Genomic DNA, 21,352 nt, shown 5'->3' on the forward strand with positions numbered 1-21,352 from the left:
ACAAAAAATGAAACTGCCGAGCCAGCATAGCGGCTCGGCTTTCCCATGGGAAATTAAAAATGGCTATTGGACATCGCCGCTGAATTCGGTATTGGGTACATGGCCAGTGTCAGCCAGTGTCAAACAGGTGCATCATGGGCACACCGATGCCATGGCTCGTACCGACGCCCAGAACAGGATGCGAATCGCCTGCGATCAAGCTGCAACACGTCCGGCGTTGCCCGAAAACCATTAATATGTCGCCATTGTCAATTTGCCGAGAACATGAATGACACAAAATAACAACGATAATCCGCTGTGGAACGAAGACCTGGCGCCAACTACCGATGCGCAACGCACCTGGACCGCGACCCATTACGCGGCCCTATGGGTGTCGATGGCGGTTTCCGTTCCCGCCTACATGCTGGCATCGGGACTGATGAGCGAGGGTATGAACTGGTGGCAGGCGGTCCTGACCGTTTTTCTCGGTAACGTCATCGTGCTGATTCCCATGGTGCTGGTTGGCCATGCCGGCGCAAAGCACGGGATTCCGTATCCGGTACTGGCAAGAACTTCATTTGGGGTACGTGGCGCACAATTGCCGGCGATCCTGCGCGCCGTCGTTGCCTGCGGCTGGTTCGGCATCCAGACCTGGCTGGGCGGCCAGGCGATCTACACCATCCTGAATCTGGTCATGAACAATGCATTGCAGGGAAGCGCGCTGCCGGGTCTGGGCATCAACGCAGGGCAGCTCGGGTGCTTCCTGCTGTTCTGGGCCTTGCATATCTATTTCATCGCCAAAGGTACCGACTCGATCCGCTGGATGGAAACCGCGGCTGCGCCCTTGCTGCTGCTATCGGCACTGGGCCTGGTCTGGTGGGCCTATAGCAAGGCCGGCGGCTTTGGGCCGATGGTGTCGACGCCATCGCAGTTCGTCGAAGGCGGCAAGAAGGCGGGGCAGTTCTGGACTGTGTTCTGGCCGTCACTGACCGCCATGGTCGGCTACTGGGCCACGCTTGCATTGAATATTCCCGACTTCACCCGCTTCGCACGCAGCCAGCGCGACCAGATGGTAGGACAGGCGATTGGCCTGCCGATTCCTATGGGCCTGCTTGCGCTGGTGGCGGTGCTGGTAACGTCGGCTACCGTGGCGATTTATGGTGAAGCGATCTGGGATCCGGTGGCGCTGACCGGCAAGATGGGCGGCATCTCCGTCGTGATTGCACTGATCGCCTTGATCATCGCCACCATCACGACCAACCTCGCCGCGAACGTGGTGTCGCCCGCCTACGATTTCTCGAACCTGGCACCGCGCCGTATTTCATTCAAGATGGGCGGCTACATCACAGCCGGTATTGGTCTGGCGATGTTCCCATGGAAAATCCTTGAAACCACGCAGGGCTACATTTTCACCTGGCTGATCGGCTACGGCGCCTTGCTCGGCCCGATCGCAGGCATCATGCTGGTCGATTATTTCCTGATCCGCCGCACCCGCCTCAATCATGCGGACCTGTTCACGGAGCACGGCGAGTATGGTTATAGCAATGGCTGGAACCTGCGCGCCGTGGTTGCACTCGTACTTGGCGTATTGCCGAACCTGCCCGGATTCCTGAAGGCCGCCGGCTTCATTTCCTCCACCCTGCCGGTATTTGAAACGCTGTATACCTATGCGTGGTTTGTCGGGCTAGCGATCTCAGCGGTGGTCTATGCGTTGCTGATGCCACGTAAAACCACCTGAACCATCATAAGCATAACGAACGCATCTAGCATCTACCTGGAAACGACATGAAACAAGATCCGCGCTTTCCCAACCTGCACATCCTGAGTCATCCGCTGATCCAGCATAAGCTTACGCATATGCGCGACCGCGAGACCTCGACACGCACCTTCCGCGAATTGCTGCGTGAAATAACGCTGCTGATGGGATATGAAATTACCCGCAACCTGCCGCTCACGACGATCCGGGTCGAGACACCGCTGCAGACCATTGATGCGCCTATCATCGCCGGCAAGAAGCTGGTCGTGGTGCCTGTACTGCGTGCCGGTATCGGCATGAGCGATGGCTTGCTGGAGCTGATTCCGTCGGCACGCGTCGGCCACATCGGCGTCTACCGTGATCCCGACACGCACCGCCCGGTCGAGTACCTGGTTCGCTTGCCCGATCTGGCGGAGCGCACCTTCATCCTGTGCGATCCCATGCTTGCCACCGGCAATTCGGCGGTCCATGCGGTGGATGTGCTGAAGAAAAGAAACGTCACCGGCGAGCAGATCATTTTTGTGGCACTGGTGGCGGCTCCGGAAGGGATTGACGTATTCCAGAAAGCCCATCCGGATGTGAAAGTCTATGTTGCTTCACTCGATTCCCATCTCGATGATCATGCCTATATCGTGCCCGGACTCGGCGATGCCGGAGACCGTCTTTTCGGAACCAAATAACACGGGCAACGGACGCATTGGAGCGCACGATGAAAGCCTTCCCTGGCCATATTCATGTCAGGGAATATTATTTTTGCGTAACTGCAATTTTATTCATGCTGCTTATTGATAGGCGCTTGCCGCTCCACGGCAGTTAATCGGAACATTGTCCCTGTTGACGTGTCGCAGATATTTTGGAGGCAGTCATGAACCGCAAACCTGTCGATAGCGCTAAAACCGGGCAAGGCAAGGATGAGGGCGCGCTGGAAAAGATGGCGCAGTTTATCAATCCGCCAAGCCGCGAAATTACCGACGACGAGCTTGCCGATCCCGGCAACAATATTCCTTCATCCAGTCACACGCTGAACGAGTCCAGCAAGGGGTTGGACCAGACCAGCCGGCGTCCCCCGCATTCGAAATAATCTTGTCACGACCGAGTCATGTGGCAGGTTCGCTTGCTGCTACATGACAAAAAAGATCAAGCCAAGTCCTGCCAGCATGGCGACAATCAACAGCATCACGATTACCGGTATTTTCACAGTGCGTCCTTTCCTGTCAATTGAGCAATTTCCTTTTTGAGGCAGGTACGCCAAAATCGTTCATCGCACGCTGCGGCCACGAACCCGTCATACATCCCGCAGACTGAGGCATGCAGACGGGTGCCGCGAGTGCGTCAAGGCAAGGTCGCCGACTTCCTCTACAATCTTCGGTGTTGACACTACATTGCAGAGGCGCCCAAATGGCAGAACTGCCGCTTACCCCCCGTCCCGCCGCAACATTGGTACTTGCGCGTGATACGCCGGACGGTCTTGAAGTTTTCATGATGCAGCGCACTCACCAGGCCGTCTTCGTTCCGGGCGGCTATGTCTTTCCAGGCGGCGCGGTCGATACCGCCGACGCCGATGCGTTTGCCGACCTGTCGCAATCCTGCCTGAGCGATGCGGAAGCGAGCCGGCGCTTAAGTATTGCGCAAGGTGGTCTTGCCTATTGGGTTGCCGCAATCCGCGAATGTTTTGAAGAGGCCGGGCTGCTGCTTGCCTATGACAGGGCTGGGAAACTGGTTGAGCTCAATGATCCGGGCATTGCGTCCGACTTCGCCGCGATGCGTCCCTTGGTGGCATCGGGCGAACTGGGCTTTGCCGACATGTGCGCCCGATTCGGGATACGCCCCGCCTTTGACCGACTCAGTTATTTTGCGCACTGGATTACGCCGGTCGGCGCACCGCGCCGCTTCGATACGCGTTTCTTTGTCGCCATCGCGCCGGCAAGCCAGACAGGTTCCCACGACAACGCTGAAACGATCGGTCACGCATGGATGCGGCCGTCGGACGCGCTTGCCCGCCAGCGTGCCGGCGAACTTGACATGATGTTTGCCACCATCCGGACGCTGGAAGAACTGGCGCGCTTCGACAACACTGAAGCGCTAATGACTTACGCGGCGACCGAGCGCGCGATTCCGACTTACCTGCCCCGTGTATCGACCGGACCAAAGGGACGTCGGGTGCTGATACAGGGCGACCACGCCTATGCCGAAGTCGGCAAACTCGACCCGAATGGCAAGGGCCATGTACTAAGTCACATCGTGCCCGGCACACTGACCGTGCTGTCACCGCGCCTGCGGCGGGTTACCGCTCCCAACCCGCACTTCATGACCGGACCGGGCACCAACAGTTACCTGATCGGCGCCAGCGAGGACATCGCCGTCATCGATCCCGGACCTGCCGACCCTACGCATATCGATCAGCTGCTCGCGCATGCAAACGGGCGCATACGCTGGATCCTGACCACCCATACGCATATCGATCATTCACCGGGCGCGGCGCTGCTCAAGCAGAAGACCGGCGCCCAGGTGCTGGGTCTGCCCGCACCGGATGCCGGCAATCAGGACCGTGGGTTCAGGCCGGATGACACCCTGCATGATGGACAGCGCATCGAAGTCGGTGGCTGCACACTGCAAGTCATCCATACCCCGGGCCATGCATCGAATCATCTTTGTTATCTGCTGGAGGAAGACCATATCCTGCTGACCGGCGATCACATCATGCAAGGGTCGACCGTTGTCATTAATCCTCCTGACGGCGATATGCGCGCCTACCTTGCGTCGCTAGAGCGACTGAAGGAATTCGACATCAGTTATTTCGCACCGGGACATGGGTTTTTAATGGAGAAGCCGCACGCCGTCATCGACCGCATTGTGGCCCATCGGCTCGCGCGCGAACGCAAGGTGATGGCTGCCCTGCGGAGCCTGGACAGGGCGACAACGCAAGCGCTGTTGCCTATCGCGTATGACGATGTGCCCCCGCAACGCCACGCAATGGCGGAAAGGTCGCTGCTGGCCCACTTGCAAAAACTGGAAGCCGATGGCCTGGTGGCACAGCACGATGCACAATGGCAGATGCAAACCCCGCTGTAGGACTTGTTTGACAGGCACAGCCTAAGCAGGTCTTCCAAGACCTTGGTGGGTTCTCAATGTCCTCGCATGGTCAGGCCGCAAAGCGCCGGAGACTGGCGCCCCGGCGCCCCGGCGCGCTTTTTCGTCAGTATGAATCGTAGACCGACTGGCGACGTTCAAACAGCGGACGGTTGCGCGAACGATCGATTGCACGGCGGCGCGGATAAGTACCGGCAAGGAAGAAATGCATGGGATTACGCCGGTCCGCTCCACGGTCCGCATACCGGCGGTTTGGCTGCTGGGTACGCCCCAATGTCAGCCACGCAATGGCAGCAATGCCGCCGGCAATACCAACCAGCAGTCCCTTGTTTGCCAACAGGCGGGACGTGCGCCCTGTTGTCGGCACCCTCGTGTACAAATCCATCTCGGCTCCTCCTTGAATATGGTTTTCGGCGATCACGGACACGCGCTACGGCTTGCTGATGCGCGCCGGTGCCCGTCTCGGTATGACTATCTTTATTGCCATTTTGTTCTTGACCAGACGCACGGCAAGCGCCTGTCGCCTCGCCGGACGACAACTTCCCGAACGGCATTCAAGATAACGCAAACCAGGGGTTGATTTCCCTATCAGAAGGATCTAAACGATAGGCTTTCAGAGCCTGGCACCGCATTCAATGGAGGGAGAGAGGGGAAAGGCATAGCCATGGAGCAAGCGTGATTTTGTCGCAGCAACACTGTCGAGGAACCATACCGGTGTTCGTGTACTCGACGCATAGTAGGCGGTCTGTCTTTGTATCGCCCTATAATGAATCCCTCAAGAGAGATGCATGAAGCGTCAAAGCTTCATGTGTTCCGCTTATTTCAAAGACAGCGTCATATGCCAGCCCAACGCGAACCCGAATGCAAAAATTCCTGATCCAGAATGAATTTGGCCAAGCCCAGGAATTACTGGGCGAAGAAATCGTCGTCCCCGATTTTGAAGAACTGCAGTTCATTCTGCACGCCTGGCTCTACGACAATCGCGGAGGCTGGGCCATCACCGAGCGCTCGTCCGGCAAACGCATCACCAGCGGTCCGCAGGGAACCGAATATCTGGCCCGCGAACAGCTGGAACGGCAGTTGCGGCTGCATGGCAAAGACGCGTTGATGCGCGTGCTTGGACAGGGACGCCTGTCCAGCTGACGATCAGCTGCGGACTGCAAACCATACCGCGCATAGCGCGATGGAGGTACTGAACGTGCAGTTCCTTAATCCGATTCCCGACCCGGCTCTGCCTTCTCAAACGTCTCCATCGACTGTATCAGTGCAGCCACATCGGGATAGCGGGTCTGGTATTCGCTGACCTGTGCATCGTATTCTTCGCGGCCGATATGGTTGCCATGCTGGTAAGCGACGATTTCATTGAGCATCGCGCTCAGCTTGTGGGAGAGGCGCAGCCTGCGTGCCACACGCACAACGCGCGATTGACGGTCGATGAGCGTGAGCCATACGGTGTACCGGATATCCTTGTTCAACACCTCGGGCGTTGGACGCGTCTCGGGCGGATAAAGAAAGACATGGAACTGCGCATCGCCTGCCATCGCATCGCCAATCTTCCAGAGCACCACGCCCAGGTCCCGCATCTGCATCGCTCCGATATAACAGTCGCTTTGTTCCACCGCGCGAACAATGTCGTCGGGAATCGATGAAAAGCACAGGCGCAACTCCGGGCCGGATTTCGAAAATTCAAAGACGGCGATATCACTGTCAGGCAACGAGCCGGAATAAGTCTTACCGACGACGAGATTCTCAGGTGTCATGCATCATCCTCTATGAAACATCCGCAATTACGCGGTCCTGGTAAAAAATGCAGGTTGACGCTCAGCGTGGCAAGCTTGCCGGATTAAGCTTGACCTGTACTTGCCCGGCTCGGCCGTTCTGGCGGGCATACAGAAATTCCGCGTAGTCGCGAATCGCTGACATGCGCCCCTCTTCATCGAGCTCGCCCCATGCCGGTCCCTGGTGATGCGCAATCACCTCGTCGATCGAGAATTCGACCAAACTTGCTTGATCGCCATCATCGATTTCTGCCTTGATCCTGCTCATCGCCTTTCCTCTCGTTCTGTTTAGCCGAACAGACTGTCAAGCGAAAGGCGTGCCGACGGATGCTTGGCGGGAGTTCCGCAAAACAAGAGGCGACCATCCGCATTCCGTGAACGGAGCGATGCCAACAGACTTAATTTCTCAGAAGAATGATGGAATAGCGCTGCTTGAAACCATAAATCGTGGTTAATTGATATCAGGCAAGTTCACATTGTTTGCTTTGATTCCTGTGGGTCAATAATTACGCTACGATAAGGTTTTGACGAGGAATGCTATTTTGCAACAGTGTGCCGTCTTGCCACAAAACGAAATTGCAATACAGTCAACACACCCGGAAGCATGTAAAGACGCACTTCCTGTTAAACCACTGCCGATAACGGAGCATGACGGATGGATGCCTTGCCTATTAGCGAAATAGCCGAAGTCGAAAAACTCTCAGCAAGCGGGCCGCAAGCCAATACGGAAAGCGCGACGGCAGGGATGGATGCCCTTACCGAAGCCTTCCTCAGAGGGGCAGGCCTGCCATCTTCCGCGCTACCTTCCGGCTTGACGCCGGAATCGATGGAGACCATTGGCAAGCTGCTTGCCGCTTCCATTAACGGCACGCTTGAGCTGAACAAATTGCGTGCAACGGTAAAGCGGGAAGTGAAGGCCGATGTAACCATGGTAGTGGTACGCAATAACAATGCCCTGAAGTTTTTCTCCGATAGCGAAACGGTGCTGACGCAGATGCTGCGTAAAAAGATGCCCGGCTTCATGGGCCCGGTCGAGGCCATGACGGACGCCTACGACGATCTCAAGGCGCACCAGCTCGGCATCATCGCCGGCGTACGAGAACAGATGCGCCACCTCATCGCGCAGCTCGATCCGAACGCCATGGAGGCAGATGTCCCCGCCCGTCCGATTGCGGACGCCTTGTTTCCTTCCATCCGGAAAGCAGCCATGTGGGATAAATTCCATGTGCATTACCGCGCCATCAACCGCAATCCGAACGCGGATTTCCATGAATTATTCGGCCAGGTCTTTGTAGACGCCTATGAGCGTGAAACGGAGCGGGTCAAGAGCGCCGCCAGCGATGAATAGCTTACTTTCCGCTGTCATGACCCTGGAAGTGGCCTCACTCAGCAGTCCGGGCGGGCGCCAGGCCAACGAAGACGCATTCAAATTGTCCGCACGAGGGCCACTGGCGTGCTTTGCCGTATCGGATGGCGTCGGTGGTGAAATAGGCGGCGACCTTGCTGCGCGTGCCGTGGTGGAATCCATTGTTGCCGGATTTGATGCGGACCCGGCGGTCAACGAACATGCGCTGGCGCGATATCTGGATTCCGCAAAAGCGGAAGTCGTCCACCAGCAACTGGCAGATCCCGTCCTCAAGAACATGAGCGCAACCGTTGCCGTCGCTCTTATCGACTGCGCCCATGCGCAGGTCCATTGGGGGCATCTCGGCGACACCCGTATCTATCAGTTTCGCGATGGCGGTGTCCATCGGATGACGAAGGATCACAGTGCGGTCCAGCAACTGGTCGACGCCGGTCTTTGCGCCGCTGAAAAAATTCGTTCCCATCCTTTGCGCAGCAGTCTGCTGGGGGCAATCGGTGTTACCGACGAAGGTGCCGCCGATATTGCATACAGTAGCAAGCGCCTTGAAAAAGGCGATGCCTTGCTGCTTTGCACGGATGGGTTTTGGGAGTGGATCACCGAACCCGAGATGGAAGCCTCACTGCGGGAAGCCAGTTCGGTAGCCAACTGGCTCAGCGCCATGGACCACATCGCACAGCACAATGCCTCGTCATCGCGAGATCCTCGCCAACCTCGCGATAACTACACCGCCATCGCCATCCGGGTCGCAGACCAGGAGCCGCTTCTTGAGCAGGCATAGTGTGAACCAGACCATCGCCCACCTCCCTCACCTGCCGGACGCTGCGCATCGCGACCTCGCTTCGGCATCGGAAAACTGCCTCGCGACCGGTACGCGGCTTGCCGAATTTGAAATCCGGGGCGTGATCGGCGAGGGCGGCTTTGGTATCGTCTATCTGGCATTCGACCATTCGCTGCAGCGCACCGTGGCGATCAAAGAATACATGCCGGCTGTACTTGCCGGCCGCGGACCGGACACGAGCGTGGCAGTCCGTTCAAGGCAAAACCAGGGAACCTTTGAAAAAGGTCTGAGAAGCTTTATCAACGAAGCAAGGCTGCTGGCCCAATTCGATCACCCCGCCCTGATCAAGGTCTATCGCTTCTGGGAGCAGAACAATACCGCCTACATGGTCATGCGGCACTACGAAGGACATACGCTGAAGGCCATCGTCAGCGACAACCCGGAACTGGTCACCGAAGCCTGGCTGAAGGCTATGCTCGCCCCGCTTCTTGAAGCGCTGGAAACGCTTTACCGGGCCAAGGTGCTGCATCGTGATATATCCCCGGACAACATCATGATCCAACCCGATGGGCAGGCGGTGTTGCTCGATTTCGGCGCGGCGCGCCAGATCATCAGCGACATCACGCAGTCGCTGACCGTGATCCTGAAGCCCGGTTATGCGCCGGTCGAGCAATACGCGGATGACGACTTGATGGTGCAAGGCCCCTGGACCGACATTTATTCGCTGTCGGCAGTGCTCTATCTGCTGATCACCAGGAAACCCCCGCCCGCATCGGTCGGCCGGATGATCAAGGATCCGATCGAGATCCTGGAAAACAGCGAACGTCCAGGCTTTGACAAACCGTTTCTCGCCGCGATCGACAAGGGGCTGGCAATTCGGCCGGAAGACCGTCCGCAATCGGTTGAAGCGTTCAGGATTCTCCTCGGCTTGGTAACCCAGCCTGCCGCAGCAGGTAGTGCTCCGCCAATCCGCATGCCGACAATGCCGGAACCGGCGCAAGTACCGGCAGCACTTTCGGAACACACACCGCATGCCGCACCGAAGCTGAGCAAACCGGCAGTGGGGTCTAAATGGCTGGGAGCCGCAGGCGCGATACTGCTTGGCATGATCGCCATCGCCGTGGTTGCGATCAAGGACCGTCCGCAGACCGAGGCGCCCGCGACGGAAACATCGATACCGACATCATTGCCGCCGGCAGCAACTGCGGATGAAGAGGTAACCGCATGGGCCAGGATTGATAACAATGCAAAGGCCACGCGTGAGGACGTCGAAGCCTTTTTGAGTAAATTCCCCGATGGGAAGTACACGGCACCCGCCAGGTTCAGGCTCGAAACCCTTCAGGACCGGGTCATTTCTTCTCAGGCGGGGACCACTGCGGCGGTCACTGAAACAGAATCGAAGAAAGAATTAGCGGCAAGCCCCGCGCTTGGCACCGTCAAACTGATGATCAAGCCCTGGGGCAATATTTCTGTCGACGGTGTCGCCAGGGGACCCAGCCCACCGCTCAAGCGCCTCTCACTCCCTGAAGGCAAGCATCAGATCGTGATAGAGAACCCTGCCTTCCCTTCCCGTACCGTCGACATTGATGTCGTCGGCAAGAAACAGATAAGCATCGAGCATAGTTTTTCAGCACCTAAACCATGAATGTATTTCCGTTTTCCTTCAAGCAGTTGCCGTCCGCAGTTTGCATCGTTTTGTTATGTGGCTGTGCCACCCGGATGCCGGATGCTGTCAGCGACCCGGCGGTCACTGCTGCTGCCAGACCGGTTGCAGAAAAGCCTGCACCAACAGAGAAGCGCTCCCCGGCTGAAAGCTCACTGCCGCCCTCTGAAGCGGCATTAAAGGAAGGCATCGCACTGTACAACGACGGCAACTTCGCCGCCGCGATACGACGGCTGAACTCCATCAGCGGTGCCGACAAACCAATCCAGATCCAAGCCCACAAATACGCTGCGTTCAGTTATTGCGTCAGCGACAAAAGAACACTTTGCCGACAGCAGTTTGAAAAGGCGCTGAAGCTCGATCCCGGCTTCGATCTCGAACCAGGTGAAAAGGGTCATCCCTTGTGGGGACGTGTTTTCGAGCAAGTGAAGAAACGAAAAAAATAACCCTCCCGCTGTAGGCGTCGATTAATCCCTGTAGCGCAGCTGCTCCGCGACAAAGCCATCGAAGGCTTGCAGTACCGGAGCGTAACGCGCGCTGTCTTGCTCCAGTTGGGCAAGCGCATGACAAGTCGCCTCCAGGGTCGAAAGCTGGTCGGGTAGATGCGCCTTGCGTATCCGGTATTGCGAAGGCGCCGCCGCTTGTAGTGCAAGCCGCGGCAACTCCTGAAGCATAGGATTCAGATACAGCATTTTTCGGCTTTTGCGCCAGGTACCGTCCAGTACGACGAGCCGCAGCCGTGCGGCGTTATCAGACACAACTTCTTTCCGATGCGAACTGCCGGATGCCTGCCCAGCCGTATCGGGGTAGAGCAACAGGGTTTGCCTGCGGCATGGATGGCAGGACGCCACATCCGTCCTCGCATCGGGGAACGGAGCGTAGAGCAGCGCATGCAGTTGTTCTTCTGAAAAACTTTCACCCACCACGAGCTGACTCCCCGGTAGGCTCAAGTGCAACAGGCGCGCGCTACCTTTTGCATGACGCGTTTCCATCGGATGCTGGAGGATCAGCACTTCCGTGCGTGACTGCACCGGCACGATCCAGTGGCAAATGCATGCCGATTGGGCACGCAGGCAATGCGGGCATTCCGCGCGCCGGCCCGGGTCTGGCTGCTGGTCGGGGGATGGAGTCATTCACAGTCTCGGGTTGAAATTGATATGAATTACAGGTCAATGTAACGGCGAACTGATACATCCACGCGCGCAGAATCCTGATCTCTTACCAGAGTGCCATATCGCACGCTAAGTGATCAATTGAAATAAATCTTTCTGGCAAGCTTATCCCAGCTCCACTCGTCGCGGAAAAGTAAGACGCGCACTGCAAATTTCCTGACATAAATGCAAATATGAAATTTAGTTTCCTCCAATGTCAGAAACACGTCGCGATTTAACTGCAATCGGTAATTTAATTGGTTTAATGTCACGCATCATACGGAAGTGACAGTAGCAAGGGCGCAAAATCAAATCACTTTCACACCTTTGATAACCATGCCATGGACACTATGCTTGAACGTACATTGCATCCGCAGATAGTAGGAAGCTTTGCGGTATATACCCAAAATCCTGATCTTGCGAAGAAGGTACTGGAACAGGTGCGTGCAAGTCATTTGCAGACTGTTCCATTCGGAACAGTTACCCTGGAGACAGGCGAGCAAATTGATTGGGTCAACATCCGTTACGGAGTAAAGCCCCAACAAGCTGATCAGAATGAATAATGGACTTGCCTCTGTATGACACAGTGAAAAATCTTTCCATGCCACGATTTCATCATGGGTACTCCTATCCCGGTTATCGTGGTTGCCCGTCGATGGTGGGTCGGCGGGCTTTTTTATTCAGCACCAGCTTAGTCGGTTTGCTTAACCTTAGTTATATGAAGCAGGACTATGAAGCAAAACTTAATTAAAACCAGCTACGATCCGAATCGCTTGCTCGACAGTGTCATGAACCGGCTTGGACTGAACAGCGACAGACAGTTGTCACGCAAGCTCCGTGTCACACTACAGGTCATTGCACGCATCCGCTCAGGCCGTCTGCCGGTTGGCGCTTCCATGCTTTTGTGGATATCGGAGTGCACTGGTGACAGCATTCACGAACTTCGCCACATCCTCGGGGACCGGCGTGCAAAGGCACGCCTGAACTGCGCACTGGCCAGCACGAGGAGAGCGGGATGAAGGTCACGGAAGCCATGCTGGATGCCGCACTTCGCAAAGCCACCGAGGCCGGTCTATTTCCACGCCATTGCAGTTCTTATGAAATGCAGGTAAACCGCGACGTCATGTACGGCATCCTATCCGCGGCGATGCGTGAAGCGGCGGTGGACTTCATCGAAGGCACACTAGTCGAATCCAAGGCCACACCCTTGCTCTCCCTGGTTCACTCCCATTACAAGTAAGGCATTAGTACAAGTCGGGTGCAGCCACGCCCTCCTGCCCCCCACGGGAAGACATGAATGGAACAGTCACGCAGGACATTCCTGCAGTATTCAGCAGCCGCGGTAGCGTCGACCGGAACTGCCGCCTCCAGAAACATGCATCTCGTCCTTCTAGGCGATTCGATTTTTGATAACGGCGCCTATACCGGCGGCAAGCCGGACGTTATTACGCAATTGCGCAATGTTATTCCACGGGGCTGGAAGGCGGACTTGCTGGCGCGCGATGGCGCGACGACAGAAGGGATCGCGGCACAGCTTGCACGCGTTCCGCCAGGCGCGACGCATCTCGTGCTGAGCGTCGGCGGCAACGACGCCCTCATGCAACAGCACCTGCTACGATCATCGGCGTCCTCTACCGCAGAAGCATTGACCGTGCTTGGCCATGCGGTCCGGCACTTCGAGACAGCCTATCGCAAGGTCATTGACGCCTGCGTTGCGCGCGGCCTGCCACTGACCATCTGCACCATCTACAACGGCAATTTCGACGACAGGCAATATCAGCGAATAGTGCAGGTTGCGCTAGCACTATTTAACGACGCCATCATCCGTACCGCAACGGAACACCACCTCAATGTAATCGAACTAAGGATGGTGTGCTCGCAGCCGGAAGACTATGCAAATGCCATCGAGCCCTCCAGTACCGGCGCCGCGAAAATCGCACGCGCGATCCTGATAGCCACCAAGAGTACGAGTAGCCAAAACACGAGTGGCATATCGGCGGTACGCGCCGCCCGGCTTTTTAGCGGACGAGGATAGGGCTTATACCAATCCCAACCTATATCGCACCATGAGATCGCGTCTTTTTCCGGGGGCGCCGAGCCGCCTGCCTACGTTGCACTCGTCGTCAATAGCCCGCTATTGACTCCTCCTGCGCCTTGCCAGTCAAAAAAAGCCATCGATCTCATTTGTCACGTTACAGGTTGGCATTGGTATTACATCGCCTGCCCAATTCATCAATGACGTCGTCCGTTTCCGCGAAACTGTCACGGTAAAATCGCCGTGCCGGCACATTAACTTATTTTGCAACTGTACAGGGACTAGGGCAGAATGGCCCATATAGGCTCATAGAAACATCGCAGGCAGAAAAACCCGTGCACTGCAGGTGTCTTGTCATGCCTTCCGATCCTTTACCATTGCGAGTCCTTTCATGGAAATGTTTCAGCCGCCGTCCGTCGTCTCTCTCGACCATATCCTGCCGCAAGAGCCGTTGTTAATGATGGGCGCCGGCCCGGTCCCGATTCCCCACAAAGTGGCCTATGCCAATTCGATTGTGATCAATCACCTTGGCGAGACCATGAACAAGGTGATCGAGCAGGTCAAGGAAATGGGCGCCTATGTGTTCCAGACTTCCTCCAAACATGTGCTTGGCGTTGCCGGCCCCGGCTCGGCAGCGATGGAAATGGCGATCTGCAACCTGGTCGCGCCGGACAGTCGGGTACTGTCGATCTGTAACGGATATTTCAGCCGGCGCATGGCGGAAATGGCCACGCGTGTCGGTGGCAAGGTGACCGTTCTGGATATCGCTGACAATCTCGCGGCTGAGCCTGCGCAAGTCGAGCAGTTGCTGAAGGAAGGTAATTTCCAGACGCTGACGATCGTTCAGGGTGAGACTTCCAATACGGTTTTCAACCGCCATCTCGAAGCGATTGCGCGACTTGCACATTCCTATGGCTGCATGGTGATCGTCGACGCGGTGTGCACGCTGAGCACCATGCCACTTGAGATGGACCGCTGGAAAGTTGACGCCGTCATCACGGGGGGTCAGAAGGGGCTGGCATCCATTCCGGGCGTGTCGCTACTGGCGTTTTCCGAACAAGCGTGGAAACGCATCGAAGCACGCAGCCACACCATCGCACACTGGTGTCTCGATGCGCTGTTGGCCGATAAGTTCTGGAATCAGAAGTCGTATCATTACACTGCACCGGTGTCCGGCATTCTTGCCTTGCATGAGGCCTTGCGCCTGGTTTGCGAGGAAACATTGCCGCGCCGGTTTGCGCGTCATGCCCTGTGCTCCAAGGCCTTGCAGCGGGGCATAGAAGCAATGGGACTGCGCCTGCTGGTGTCTGAAGATGTCAGGCTTAACTCCGTGGTCGGCATTACGGTCCCGGAAGGGATTTCCGGCGATGCGGTGCGTACGCATATGTCGCGCGTGCATCGCGTCGAGATATCAGGATCCTTTGGGCCTAACATTGTTCGCATCGGGCAGATGGGCGAACAGAGCCGCGCGCACAATCTGTTCAGAACCTTGCATGCATTCGGATCAAGCCTGCAATTTGCAGGCGCATCGCTTGACCTTCCAGCCGGGATCGCCGAACTGGAAAAAGGCTTGTCGAACCAGAGTGACGCGTCTGTGGCCGAATCGCGATAAAAATCTAGCTCCTGAGAACCGTCACGTTTTGATACAAAATTGACCATGAACTTCCGATAACGGATGCTTCTAACTTCATCCAGCAAGTGCTCGGTAAGTCATGTGAGTGATCCCTTGATCCTCCATGACCGATTCTCAATTTCTTCCAAGGATGGAGGCAGTGTATGAACAAGCTTTTGATCGCGATTCTGGTCTCGGCACTCGGTACCGGTGTCGCTGTTGCACAAACTTCTTCGACCGGTGGCAGCTCCGGCTCATCGGGTAGCTCCGGCTCATCCGGGTCCAGCGCAACAGGCGCATCGGACGCTTCGGGCACATCGGGTTCCAGTTCTTCAGGCAAGAGCTCGACCAAGAAGAAATCGTCGGAGTCGAGTGGCAGCAGCAGTAGCCCTAGTTCCAGCAGCTCTGGTTCCTCGGGCTCCTCTGATACTTCCGGAACAAGCGGCTCGGGCTCGTCAGGGTCATCCGGTTCGTCCGGCATGAGCAGCGGCGGATCATCGGGTACATCCGGCTCTTCAGGCAGCTCAGGTTCTTCCGGTTCTTCGGGATCCTCTGGTCTAAGCGGCGGTTCATCCGGCTCCGCTTCTTCCGGTGGTTCCGGCTCTTCGGGTGGTTCAGGCACTTCTGGCTCTTCCGGTTCCTCCGGCATGAGCGGTGGCTCATCCGGTTCGGGCAGCTCCAGCGGCTCCAGCAAGTAAGCACCAGGAAATGCCTTCTCTGCCGGACAGTGCCAATACTGGCCGGCAGAGCCCTCGAACGCTATCCCGCTATGGCGGTATTTCAGGCTAAACAGTGTTCAGGTCTGCCCTGTAACACCAATATGGCTTGGGACCCGTATACGGCCTCAACGCATCGGCGAATACGCAGTGGGCGTCAGTATGCAATTCTCGATACGTTCAACAATGATCCGTTCCGCCTCTGTCTCCGCACGTTTTGCCAACCACTCCGGATCACTTGCAAAGGCGTTCCACTTTGTCTCCCGCTCCGCCAGACTTTCCCATTCCAGCATGTAAGTCAGCGTCTGGTTACTGGCGCCGATCAATGTTGTCCAAAACCCTAGCGGGCGAATGCCGTATTTCTTCCAGAAGCCTAATACCAATCCCAAGCTATAACGTGACAAATGAGATCGATGGATTTTTTTGACTGGCAAGGCGCAGGAGGAGTCAATAGCAAGCTATTGACGACGAGTGCAACGCAGGCAGGCGAAAAAAGACGCGATCTCATGGTGCGTTATGGGTTGGGATTGGTATAAGGTAATCGTTTCGAAACGATTGTTCAGCGCGGGCAAACGGCCCGGTGCGCAGTGGTAAATCCTGAGTTCATGAATCACGGTTTCTCCGAAATGACAAAGTGATTGAGATTAGAAGACATTCAGTACATATTCCAAGCGCATCACGCATCGTCAACAGGTCATCAACGCGTCATGCGCGCGGTCGCAACGCGAGCCGCGGCGAGGTCCCAGGCAGCTTGACCGACGGTCTTGAAGATTGGCAGCGCCGCAGTGCTTACGCTGCCGCCCGGCAGTACATCCGCCAGACTGCGTACACCGCTCCAGTCGACGCCGGCCTGCAGGAGGTCGCCAGCCTCATGCTTTGCCCCCTCCAGATCATCCACGACAACCGTACGGGCGTGCACCAGCTCCGGAGGAAACTCGGCCATGTTGGGTTTGAAGGCGCCCACGCCAATGGCGAGGGTATGCGGCGCGATATTGGCGGGAATGACCGGCACCGTCGACGTGGTCAGCGCGATCACCACGTCAAACGTGCCAAGCTGCTCCGGCGTCAGCTGTTCCAGTGTCACGGCGCGCGCTTCCATGCCGGCGTGGCTCTGATTCAGTCCGGCACAAAATTTTTCTGTGCTCTCGATGGAGCGGGCCGCGACATGCAGTGAGGTAAGGCCGAAGTACTGATGCAGGGCTTCGGCATGCGCAGAAGACTGCACACCGGTTCCGATCAGGAGTGCCGACGCCGGTCGCTTTGGGAGAAGCGTCTGGATGCCAAGCAGCGTGACAGCCGCGGTCCTGCGTGCTGTCACTGTAGGACCGTCGAGCAAAGCGAGCCGACGGCCAGTTGCCGTATCAAATACGATCACCTCGCCCTGGATGGCTGGCAAGCCATGCGACGCATTGCCGTTATGCACGGTAATCAGTTTGGTTACGCCGATATCGTCGGCTACAGCGGGCATGCAGAGCAATACGCCACCTTCGACGGGGACGACCTGGCGCTCGGGTGCATGCAGGCTTCCCTCAGCGCGTTGCCGGGCCGCCAGAGCAATGGCGGGCACCAGTTCTGTGTAAGGCAGGGCGTTGGCGGTGTCGGCGGCGTTAAAAATCTGCATGGAAATCCTTGAATTACTAATGGTTATAAGCGGCGTGGGCAAACGGTCGATAAGTCACGGTTACGCGGTTAAGTGACGGCTGCCGATGCCACGCTCGAATATACCAGCCGACGTGAATTAACGTCGGCCGTTGAGGTTTGCTCCGCTGCGGCACCAGGCTTTACCTGTCTAAGCCAATTTGCAATCCGGCCTTGACCAGGCCCCAGGGAATTCAGATAATCGAAGCATTCGTATTCCGCATTCTCAGGCATTAACGTGCTTAATATGGTTGCCATTTCCTTTTACTACGCAAACGCACAGGGCTTCATGTCCCAGGCCGCTGCATGTGTAACCGGCAATGGCAAATCGAAGAAACAGTCGCTCACCTGACCGGGGCGCACTGTCCTGTCAGGTGAGCTGACAGGACAGCACATGCGTTCTTCACCCTCTTTTCCTTGCATATGCCAGCCAGCAGCTCCTGACAGTGACCGGACGGTCATTGCTTACAGGAGTCATCATGAATGGATTTACAGGTATCTGGGTTGCGCTAGCGACGCCTTTCCAGGATGGAGAAATCGACTTTGCTGCGCTTGCGCTGCTGGCGCGCAAGCTGTACGGCGAAGGAGCAACAGGGCTCGTCGTCTGCGGCTCCACGGGCGAAGCTTCCGCACTAAGTGACCACGAACAGCTCGCCGTGCTGGACAAGGTAATCGATGCCGTACCCGGGTGTCCGGTGATCATGGGGCTCGGCGGCAGTAGCCAGCGCGCTGTCATCGACCGACTGCGCGAGATACAGCAACGTCCGCTTGCCGGCGTGCTGATCCCGGCGCCATATTACGTCCGGCCTTCCCAGCACGGCATTGTTGCCTATTTCAACGCGATTGCCGATGCGTCGACAGTCCCTGTCATCCTCTACAACATCCCCTATCGTACCGGCGTCGCCATGGAGCTCGCCACCATACGCAGCATCGCCGAACACCCACATGTCGCCGCCATCAAGGATTGCGGCGGCGACTCCGCGCTGACCATGCAGTTGATCGCCGATCGGCGCCTTGCGGTATTGGCAGGAGAAGACAGCCAGATTTTCAGTACGCTATGCCTGGGAGGCGCCGGCGCCATCACCGCCGCCGCGCATATCCGCACCGACTTGTTCGTGAGGATGGCAAATGCAGTTGCCGCATCCAGACTGGATGAAGCACGCCGCCTGCATTTTGCACTGCTGCCCTTGATCGATACCTTGTTTGCGGAGCCCAATCCGGGACCGCTGAAAGCCGCGCTTGCGCTGCTCGGACTGTCCAGCGACGAAGTGCGTGCACCCATATTGCAGGCCTCGGCGACATGCAGGAAGGAGATCGCCGGCCTACTCGCTCGGTTGCCTGCCTTTGATCATGAAGTATATAAATTGTGACTTGATCCGACAGGATGTGTCATACCAATCCCAAGCTATAAGGTGACAAATGAGATCGATGGATTTTTTTGACTGGCAAGGCGCAGGAGGAGTCAATAGCGGGCTATTGACGACGAGTGCAACGCAGGCAGACGGAAAAAGACGCGATCTCATGGTGCAACTTCCAAGTTCGACCCAAAGGCGTCTTTCATCCACTTTTTAGGCGCTGAAACGAGCCGGCATACCAGTAAATTTGCTGCAAAACCGGACTTACTTTTTATGCGTACCGGCTGCAAACGATTCAATTTTACGAGTCGAACCGGACACGATGAGTAAATCGGCCGGGAGAATACGCGTGTCTGGTGTCGCGTGTTGAAAATCTTCATTCGCACGCTTTACACCGACCACCGTCACTCCGAATTTCTCTCTTACATGAGATTCTGACAACCTCAAATTGTGCGTGAGTGGCGGTGCATGAATTTTTGCAATGGCAAAGCCGTCTTCAAACTCGATGAAATCCATTAGCCGGCCCGTGATGAGGTGTGCGACTCTGGCGCCCATGTCGGCCTCGGGATATACGACATGATGGGCGCCGATGCGCTGGGCGATCTGGCCGTGTTCCGGGGTCATGGCCTTGACCCAGATGTCTTTGATCCCCAATTCAGTGAGCACCATGAGTGTCATGAGGCTTGACGCAAGGTCCGATCCTATTCCGACAATCGCATGCGCAAAGTCAGCAACGCCAAGTTGCAGCATGACGGCCTCGTTGGTCGAATCCGCCTGAACCGCGTGCGTCAACCTGTCCGCCCATACTTGTACGAGGTCCGGGTTTCTGTCGATTCCCATCACGTCATGACCCAGCCGCATGAGCGACTGTGAAACAGACCCGCCGAAGCGGCCCAACCCGATGACTACGACACTGTCACCTTTAGAAAAAGCGAACTGCTCCGTAAAAATTCTACCCAACAATTGGATGCTCCTCAGGATAGCGATAGGGCATGCGCCGCTCGGCCAGGACCAGCGACGTTGCAAGTGTGATTGTTCCTACTCTGCCCAGATACATGAGTAGGGTCAGCATAAGCTGGCCGAGCGGCGGCAAGTCAGCAGTGATGCCGGTTGACAATCCAACTGTGCCGAATGCAGAGATGACCTCGAAGATGATTCGGTCTGTAGTGAAATCGGAAATGCGCAACAGGACCATCGTGCCAAGTACAACCATCGCGCTGCCAAGCACAAGGACGGTGATGGCTTGCCGATGAGCCGAGGCGCCGACGCGACGGCCAAACGCTTCGCTGTCCGGGCGCCCCCGGATCTCCGCGACGACCAGCAATACAAGGATGACGGCTGTTCCAACCTTGACTCCTCCGGCCGTTCCGGCGCTTCCGCCGCCAATGAACATGAGAAGGTAATGCGCGGCCCAGGATTCTCGCGTCAGTGCTCCTATATCCAGGGCGTTGAAACCTGCCGTTCTTGCCGACACCGACGCGAATGCCGCGTTGAGCAATTTTCCGGGCAAAGCCATAGCACCCAAGGTCTTTGGATTGTCCCATTCGAATGCCAGTACCGCAATGAAACCCACCAGCAACAATACCCCCGTTCCGACAAGGGTAAGTTTGGTGTGCAGCGACCAATGGCGTGGGTCCCGGAATCGTACTCGCAGATCTTGCAAGACGGGGAAGCCGATTCCGCCGATGAAAATCGCCAGCATCACAGGCGTCAGGATCAGTGCATCGGCTGCATACCGGACCAAACCGTCCGGGTGGATAGAGAAACCAGCGTTATTGAACGCGGAAACGGCATGGAAAAGTCCGCTCCACGCCGACTCTCCCCACGTAAGACCGTACCCCATGCGAAACCTAAGCATCAGCAGGGCTGCGATAATGAATTCGCAGGCGAACGTTACAACAAGCACTAGCCTGGTAATACTCGCAATGTCGCCCAAGGCCAATGAATGGGTCTCGGCCTGCGCAACCAGCTTGGTTCGAAGCCTCGGCGAGCGGTTTACCATCAACCCGAGCAACGTCGCGGCCGTCATCATGCCAAACCCGCCAACCTGAAACAGGGCCAGGATGACAATCTGCCCAAACGTCGACCAATACGTGCCGGTGTCCACCACGGACAAGCCGGTGACGCACACGGCCGAGACGGAGGTGAAGAATGCGGTCAGCCACGGCACCGCTGTTCCTTCTGCCCGAGATACTGGAAGCATTAGAAGCAGGGTTCCGAGCGCAATTGCCACTAGAAAGCTCAGTGCCACTGCGCGGGCCGGATGAACTACCGGTCTCATCTGGAGGAAATCTCTTTCACTTGGAAAAATAAGTGTTCGGAAGGAATCAAACGCGCATCGGGTTATACCAATCCCAAGCTGTAACGTGACAAATGAGATCGATGGATTTTTTTGACTGGCAAGACGCAGGAGGAGTCAATAGCGAGCTATTGAC

The 21,352-nt window shown here is 56.8% G+C and carries 25 protein-coding genes; 16 read left to right on the forward strand and 9 right to left on the reverse strand.

The window, feature by feature from the left end; all coding sequences use genetic code 11:
- The first annotated feature begins 7 nt into the window (after positions 1–7).
- The 5 genes from ASE07_RS07520 (at position 8) to ASE07_RS07540 (ending at position 4,807) form a co-directional block, all read left to right on the forward strand.
- Entirely contained in the window at positions 8–235 is a 228-nt protein-coding gene (locus ASE07_RS07520) for a hypothetical protein (RefSeq protein WP_057290206.1), read from the forward strand.
- Between the two features lie 33 nt (positions 236–268).
- Entirely contained in the window at positions 269–1,717 is a 1,449-nt protein-coding gene (locus ASE07_RS07525; protein WP_057290207.1) for an NCS1 family nucleobase:cation symporter-1, read from the forward strand.
- 47 nt (positions 1,718–1,764) lie between these two features.
- Positions 1,765–2,415 (forward strand): uracil phosphoribosyltransferase, encoded by a 651-nt coding sequence (upp, locus tag ASE07_RS07530; RefSeq protein WP_057290208.1) that lies wholly within the window; start codon positions 1,765–1,767, stop codon positions 2,413–2,415.
- Between the two features lie 185 nt (positions 2,416–2,600).
- The gene (locus ASE07_RS07535; RefSeq protein ID WP_057290209.1) at positions 2,601–2,816 is read left to right on the forward strand and encodes a hypothetical protein; all 216 of its coding nucleotides are present in this window, start codon (positions 2,601–2,603) and stop codon (positions 2,814–2,816) included.
- A gap of 317 nt (positions 2,817–3,133) precedes the next feature.
- A complete protein-coding gene (locus tag ASE07_RS07540; protein ID WP_057290210.1) occupies positions 3,134–4,807 on the forward strand; it encodes an MBL fold metallo-hydrolase in 1,674 nt (557 codons plus the stop codon).
- A gap of 124 nt (positions 4,808–4,931) precedes the next feature.
- On the opposite strand, the gene ASE07_RS07545 is transcribed toward ASE07_RS07540, so the two are convergent.
- A complete protein-coding gene (locus ASE07_RS07545) occupies positions 4,932–5,210 on the reverse strand; it encodes a hypothetical protein (protein WP_057290211.1) in 279 nt (92 codons plus the stop codon).
- Positions 5,211–5,686: 476 nt separating this feature from the next.
- Between ASE07_RS07545 and ASE07_RS07550 the strand changes: the two genes are divergently transcribed.
- Positions 5,687–5,968, forward strand: a complete 282-nt coding sequence (locus ASE07_RS07550) for a hypothetical protein (protein ID WP_057290212.1) — start codon at positions 5,687–5,689, stop codon at positions 5,966–5,968.
- A 65-nt stretch (positions 5,969–6,033) separates the two neighbouring features.
- On the opposite strand, the gene ASE07_RS07555 is transcribed toward ASE07_RS07550, so the two are convergent.
- Together ASE07_RS07555 and ASE07_RS07560 are read right to left on the reverse strand one after the other, a co-directional pair.
- Positions 6,034–6,585 carry a hypothetical protein gene (locus ASE07_RS07555; protein ID WP_057290213.1) on the reverse strand — a complete coding sequence of 184 codons (552 nt, stop codon included), beginning with the start codon at positions 6,583–6,585 and terminating at the stop codon, positions 6,034–6,036.
- Between the two features lie 61 nt (positions 6,586–6,646).
- Positions 6,647–6,871 (reverse strand): hypothetical protein, encoded by a 225-nt coding sequence (locus ASE07_RS07560; RefSeq protein WP_057290214.1) that lies wholly within the window; start codon positions 6,869–6,871, stop codon positions 6,647–6,649.
- Between the two features lie 387 nt (positions 6,872–7,258).
- On the opposite strand from ASE07_RS07560, the gene tagH reads away from it, so the two are divergent.
- From tagH to ASE07_RS07580, 4 genes are all read left to right on the forward strand, one after another.
- Positions 7,259–7,951 carry a type VI secretion system-associated FHA domain protein TagH gene (gene tagH / locus ASE07_RS07565; protein WP_057290215.1) on the forward strand — a complete coding sequence of 231 codons (693 nt, stop codon included), beginning with the start codon at positions 7,259–7,261 and terminating at the stop codon, positions 7,949–7,951.
- Positions 7,944–8,747 carry a PP2C family protein-serine/threonine phosphatase gene (locus ASE07_RS07570; RefSeq protein ID WP_057290216.1) on the forward strand — a complete coding sequence of 268 codons (804 nt, stop codon included), beginning with the start codon at positions 7,944–7,946 and terminating at the stop codon, positions 8,745–8,747. Before tagH ends, ASE07_RS07570 begins: the two co-directional genes overlap by 8 nt.
- Positions 8,734–10,392, forward strand: a complete 1,659-nt coding sequence (locus ASE07_RS07575) for a serine/threonine protein kinase (RefSeq protein WP_235548381.1) — start codon at positions 8,734–8,736, stop codon at positions 10,390–10,392. Before ASE07_RS07570 ends, ASE07_RS07575 begins: the two co-directional genes overlap by 14 nt.
- A 74-nt stretch (positions 10,393–10,466) precedes the next feature.
- The gene (locus ASE07_RS07580) at positions 10,467–10,856 is read left to right on the forward strand and encodes a TssQ family T6SS-associated lipoprotein (RefSeq protein WP_235548382.1); all 390 of its coding nucleotides are present in this window, start codon (positions 10,467–10,469) and stop codon (positions 10,854–10,856) included.
- A 21-nt stretch (positions 10,857–10,877) separates the two neighbouring features.
- Here ASE07_RS07580 and ASE07_RS07585 read toward each other — a convergent pair whose 3' ends face one another.
- Positions 10,878–11,543: a tRNA-uridine aminocarboxypropyltransferase gene (locus ASE07_RS07585; protein WP_057290218.1), complete on the reverse strand. Its 666-nt coding sequence runs from the start codon at positions 11,541–11,543 to the stop codon at positions 10,878–10,880.
- A gap of 359 nt (positions 11,544–11,902) precedes the next feature.
- Between ASE07_RS07585 and ASE07_RS07590 the strand changes: the two genes are divergently transcribed.
- The 5 genes from ASE07_RS07590 (at position 11,903) to ASE07_RS07610 (ending at position 15,208) form a co-directional block, all read left to right on the forward strand.
- Positions 11,903–12,124: a hypothetical protein gene (locus ASE07_RS07590; RefSeq protein ID WP_057290219.1), complete on the forward strand. Its 222-nt coding sequence runs from the start codon at positions 11,903–11,905 to the stop codon at positions 12,122–12,124.
- 168 nt (positions 12,125–12,292) lie between these two features.
- The gene (locus tag ASE07_RS07595; RefSeq protein ID WP_057290220.1) at positions 12,293–12,580 is read left to right on the forward strand and encodes a hypothetical protein; all 288 of its coding nucleotides are present in this window, start codon (positions 12,293–12,295) and stop codon (positions 12,578–12,580) included.
- Complete coding sequence (locus ASE07_RS07600) at positions 12,577–12,801, forward strand: hypothetical protein (protein WP_057290221.1); 225 nt, start codon at positions 12,577–12,579, stop codon at positions 12,799–12,801. Before ASE07_RS07595 ends, ASE07_RS07600 begins: the two co-directional genes overlap by 4 nt.
- 57 nt (positions 12,802–12,858) lie before the next feature.
- Complete coding sequence (locus tag ASE07_RS07605; RefSeq protein WP_156396456.1) at positions 12,859–13,596, forward strand: SGNH/GDSL hydrolase family protein; 738 nt, start codon at positions 12,859–12,861, stop codon at positions 13,594–13,596.
- A 391-nt stretch (positions 13,597–13,987) separates the two neighbouring features.
- Complete coding sequence (locus ASE07_RS07610; protein WP_057290222.1) at positions 13,988–15,208, forward strand: pyridoxal-phosphate-dependent aminotransferase family protein; 1,221 nt, start codon at positions 13,988–13,990, stop codon at positions 15,206–15,208.
- 4 nt (positions 15,209–15,212) lie between these two features.
- Here ASE07_RS07610 and ASE07_RS07615 read toward each other — a convergent pair whose 3' ends face one another.
- The 3 genes from ASE07_RS07615 to ASE07_RS07625 all read right to left on the reverse strand — a co-directional run bounded on the left by ASE07_RS07615 (position 15,213) and on the right by ASE07_RS07625 (position 17,545).
- Positions 15,213–15,902 carry a hypothetical protein gene (locus ASE07_RS07615; protein WP_057290223.1) on the reverse strand — a complete coding sequence of 230 codons (690 nt, stop codon included), beginning with the start codon at positions 15,900–15,902 and terminating at the stop codon, positions 15,213–15,215.
- A 150-nt stretch (positions 15,903–16,052) separates the two neighbouring features.
- On the reverse strand, positions 16,053–16,328 hold the full coding sequence (locus ASE07_RS07620) for an NIPSNAP family protein (RefSeq protein ID WP_235548383.1): 276 nt from the start codon (positions 16,326–16,328) through the stop codon (positions 16,053–16,055).
- Positions 16,329–16,621: 293 nt separating this feature from the next.
- On the reverse strand, positions 16,622–17,545 hold the full coding sequence (locus ASE07_RS07625; RefSeq protein WP_057290225.1) for a delta(1)-pyrroline-2-carboxylate reductase family protein: 924 nt from the start codon (positions 17,543–17,545) through the stop codon (positions 16,622–16,624).
- A 496-nt stretch (positions 17,546–18,041) separates the two neighbouring features.
- Here ASE07_RS07625 and dapA point away from each other — a divergent pair, with 496 nt between their 5' ends.
- Positions 18,042–18,932, forward strand: coding sequence for a 4-hydroxy-tetrahydrodipicolinate synthase (gene dapA / locus ASE07_RS07630; protein WP_057290226.1), 891 nt, complete (start codon positions 18,042–18,044; stop codon positions 18,930–18,932).
- Between the two features lie 249 nt (positions 18,933–19,181).
- Here the strand turns inward: dapA and ASE07_RS07635 are convergent, their stop codons facing one another.
- Together ASE07_RS07635 and ASE07_RS07640 are read right to left on the reverse strand one after the other, a co-directional pair.
- Entirely contained in the window at positions 19,182–19,880 is a 699-nt protein-coding gene (locus tag ASE07_RS07635; RefSeq protein ID WP_235548384.1) for a potassium channel family protein, read from the reverse strand.
- Positions 19,870–21,198, reverse strand: a complete 1,329-nt coding sequence (locus ASE07_RS07640) for a TrkH family potassium uptake protein (RefSeq protein WP_057290227.1) — start codon at positions 21,196–21,198, stop codon at positions 19,870–19,872. The genes ASE07_RS07635 and ASE07_RS07640 overlap by 11 nt, the downstream gene beginning before the upstream one ends.
- Between the last annotated feature and the right edge of the window lie 154 nt (positions 21,199–21,352).

The sequence above is a fragment of the Noviherbaspirillum sp. Root189 genome, assembly GCF_001428545.1.
Classification (GTDB): Bacteria; Pseudomonadota; Gammaproteobacteria; order Burkholderiales; family Burkholderiaceae_D; genus Noviherbaspirillum.

Excerpts from the sequence above, each read along its gene's own strand:
- ASE07_RS07520 (WP_057290206.1), top strand. The coding sequence starts at position 8 with ATGAAACTGCCGAGCCAGCATAGCGGCTCGGCTTTCCCATGGGAAATT.
- ASE07_RS07525 (WP_057290207.1), top strand. The coding sequence starts at position 269 with ATGACACAAAATAACAACGATAATCCGCTGTGGAACGAAGACCTGGCG.
- upp (WP_057290208.1), top strand. The coding sequence starts at position 1,765 with ATGAAACAAGATCCGCGCTTTCCCAACCTGCACATCCTGAGTCATCCG.
- ASE07_RS07535 (WP_057290209.1), top strand. The coding sequence starts at position 2,601 with ATGAACCGCAAACCTGTCGATAGCGCTAAAACCGGGCAAGGCAAGGAT.
- ASE07_RS07540 (WP_057290210.1), top strand. The coding sequence starts at position 3,134 with ATGGCAGAACTGCCGCTTACCCCCCGTCCCGCCGCAACATTGGTACTT.
- ASE07_RS07545 (WP_057290211.1), bottom strand. The coding sequence starts at position 5,210 with ATGGATTTGTACACGAGGGTGCCGACAACAGGGCGCACGTCCCGCCTG.
- ASE07_RS07550 (WP_057290212.1), top strand. The coding sequence starts at position 5,687 with ATGCAAAAATTCCTGATCCAGAATGAATTTGGCCAAGCCCAGGAATTA.
- ASE07_RS07555 (WP_057290213.1), bottom strand. The coding sequence starts at position 6,585 with ATGACACCTGAGAATCTCGTCGTCGGTAAGACTTATTCCGGCTCGTTG.
- ASE07_RS07560 (WP_057290214.1), bottom strand. The coding sequence starts at position 6,871 with ATGAGCAGGATCAAGGCAGAAATCGATGATGGCGATCAAGCAAGTTTG.
- tagH (WP_057290215.1), top strand. The coding sequence starts at position 7,259 with ATGGATGCCTTGCCTATTAGCGAAATAGCCGAAGTCGAAAAACTCTCA.
- ASE07_RS07570 (WP_057290216.1), top strand. The coding sequence starts at position 7,944 with ATGAATAGCTTACTTTCCGCTGTCATGACCCTGGAAGTGGCCTCACTC.
- ASE07_RS07580 (WP_235548382.1), top strand. The coding sequence starts at position 10,467 with ATGCCGGATGCTGTCAGCGACCCGGCGGTCACTGCTGCTGCCAGACCG.
- ASE07_RS07585 (WP_057290218.1), bottom strand. The coding sequence starts at position 11,543 with ATGACTCCATCCCCCGACCAGCAGCCAGACCCGGGCCGGCGCGCGGAA.
- ASE07_RS07590 (WP_057290219.1), top strand. The coding sequence starts at position 11,903 with ATGGACACTATGCTTGAACGTACATTGCATCCGCAGATAGTAGGAAGC.
- ASE07_RS07595 (WP_057290220.1), top strand. The coding sequence starts at position 12,293 with ATGAAGCAAAACTTAATTAAAACCAGCTACGATCCGAATCGCTTGCTC.
- ASE07_RS07600 (WP_057290221.1), top strand. The coding sequence starts at position 12,577 with ATGAAGGTCACGGAAGCCATGCTGGATGCCGCACTTCGCAAAGCCACC.
- ASE07_RS07605 (WP_156396456.1), top strand. The coding sequence starts at position 12,859 with ATGGAACAGTCACGCAGGACATTCCTGCAGTATTCAGCAGCCGCGGTA.
- ASE07_RS07610 (WP_057290222.1), top strand. The coding sequence starts at position 13,988 with ATGGAAATGTTTCAGCCGCCGTCCGTCGTCTCTCTCGACCATATCCTG.
- ASE07_RS07625 (WP_057290225.1), bottom strand. The coding sequence starts at position 17,545 with ATGCAGATTTTTAACGCCGCCGACACCGCCAACGCCCTGCCTTACACA.
- dapA (WP_057290226.1), top strand. The coding sequence starts at position 18,042 with ATGAATGGATTTACAGGTATCTGGGTTGCGCTAGCGACGCCTTTCCAG.
- ASE07_RS07640 (WP_057290227.1), bottom strand. The coding sequence starts at position 21,198 with ATGAGACCGGTAGTTCATCCGGCCCGCGCAGTGGCACTGAGCTTTCTA.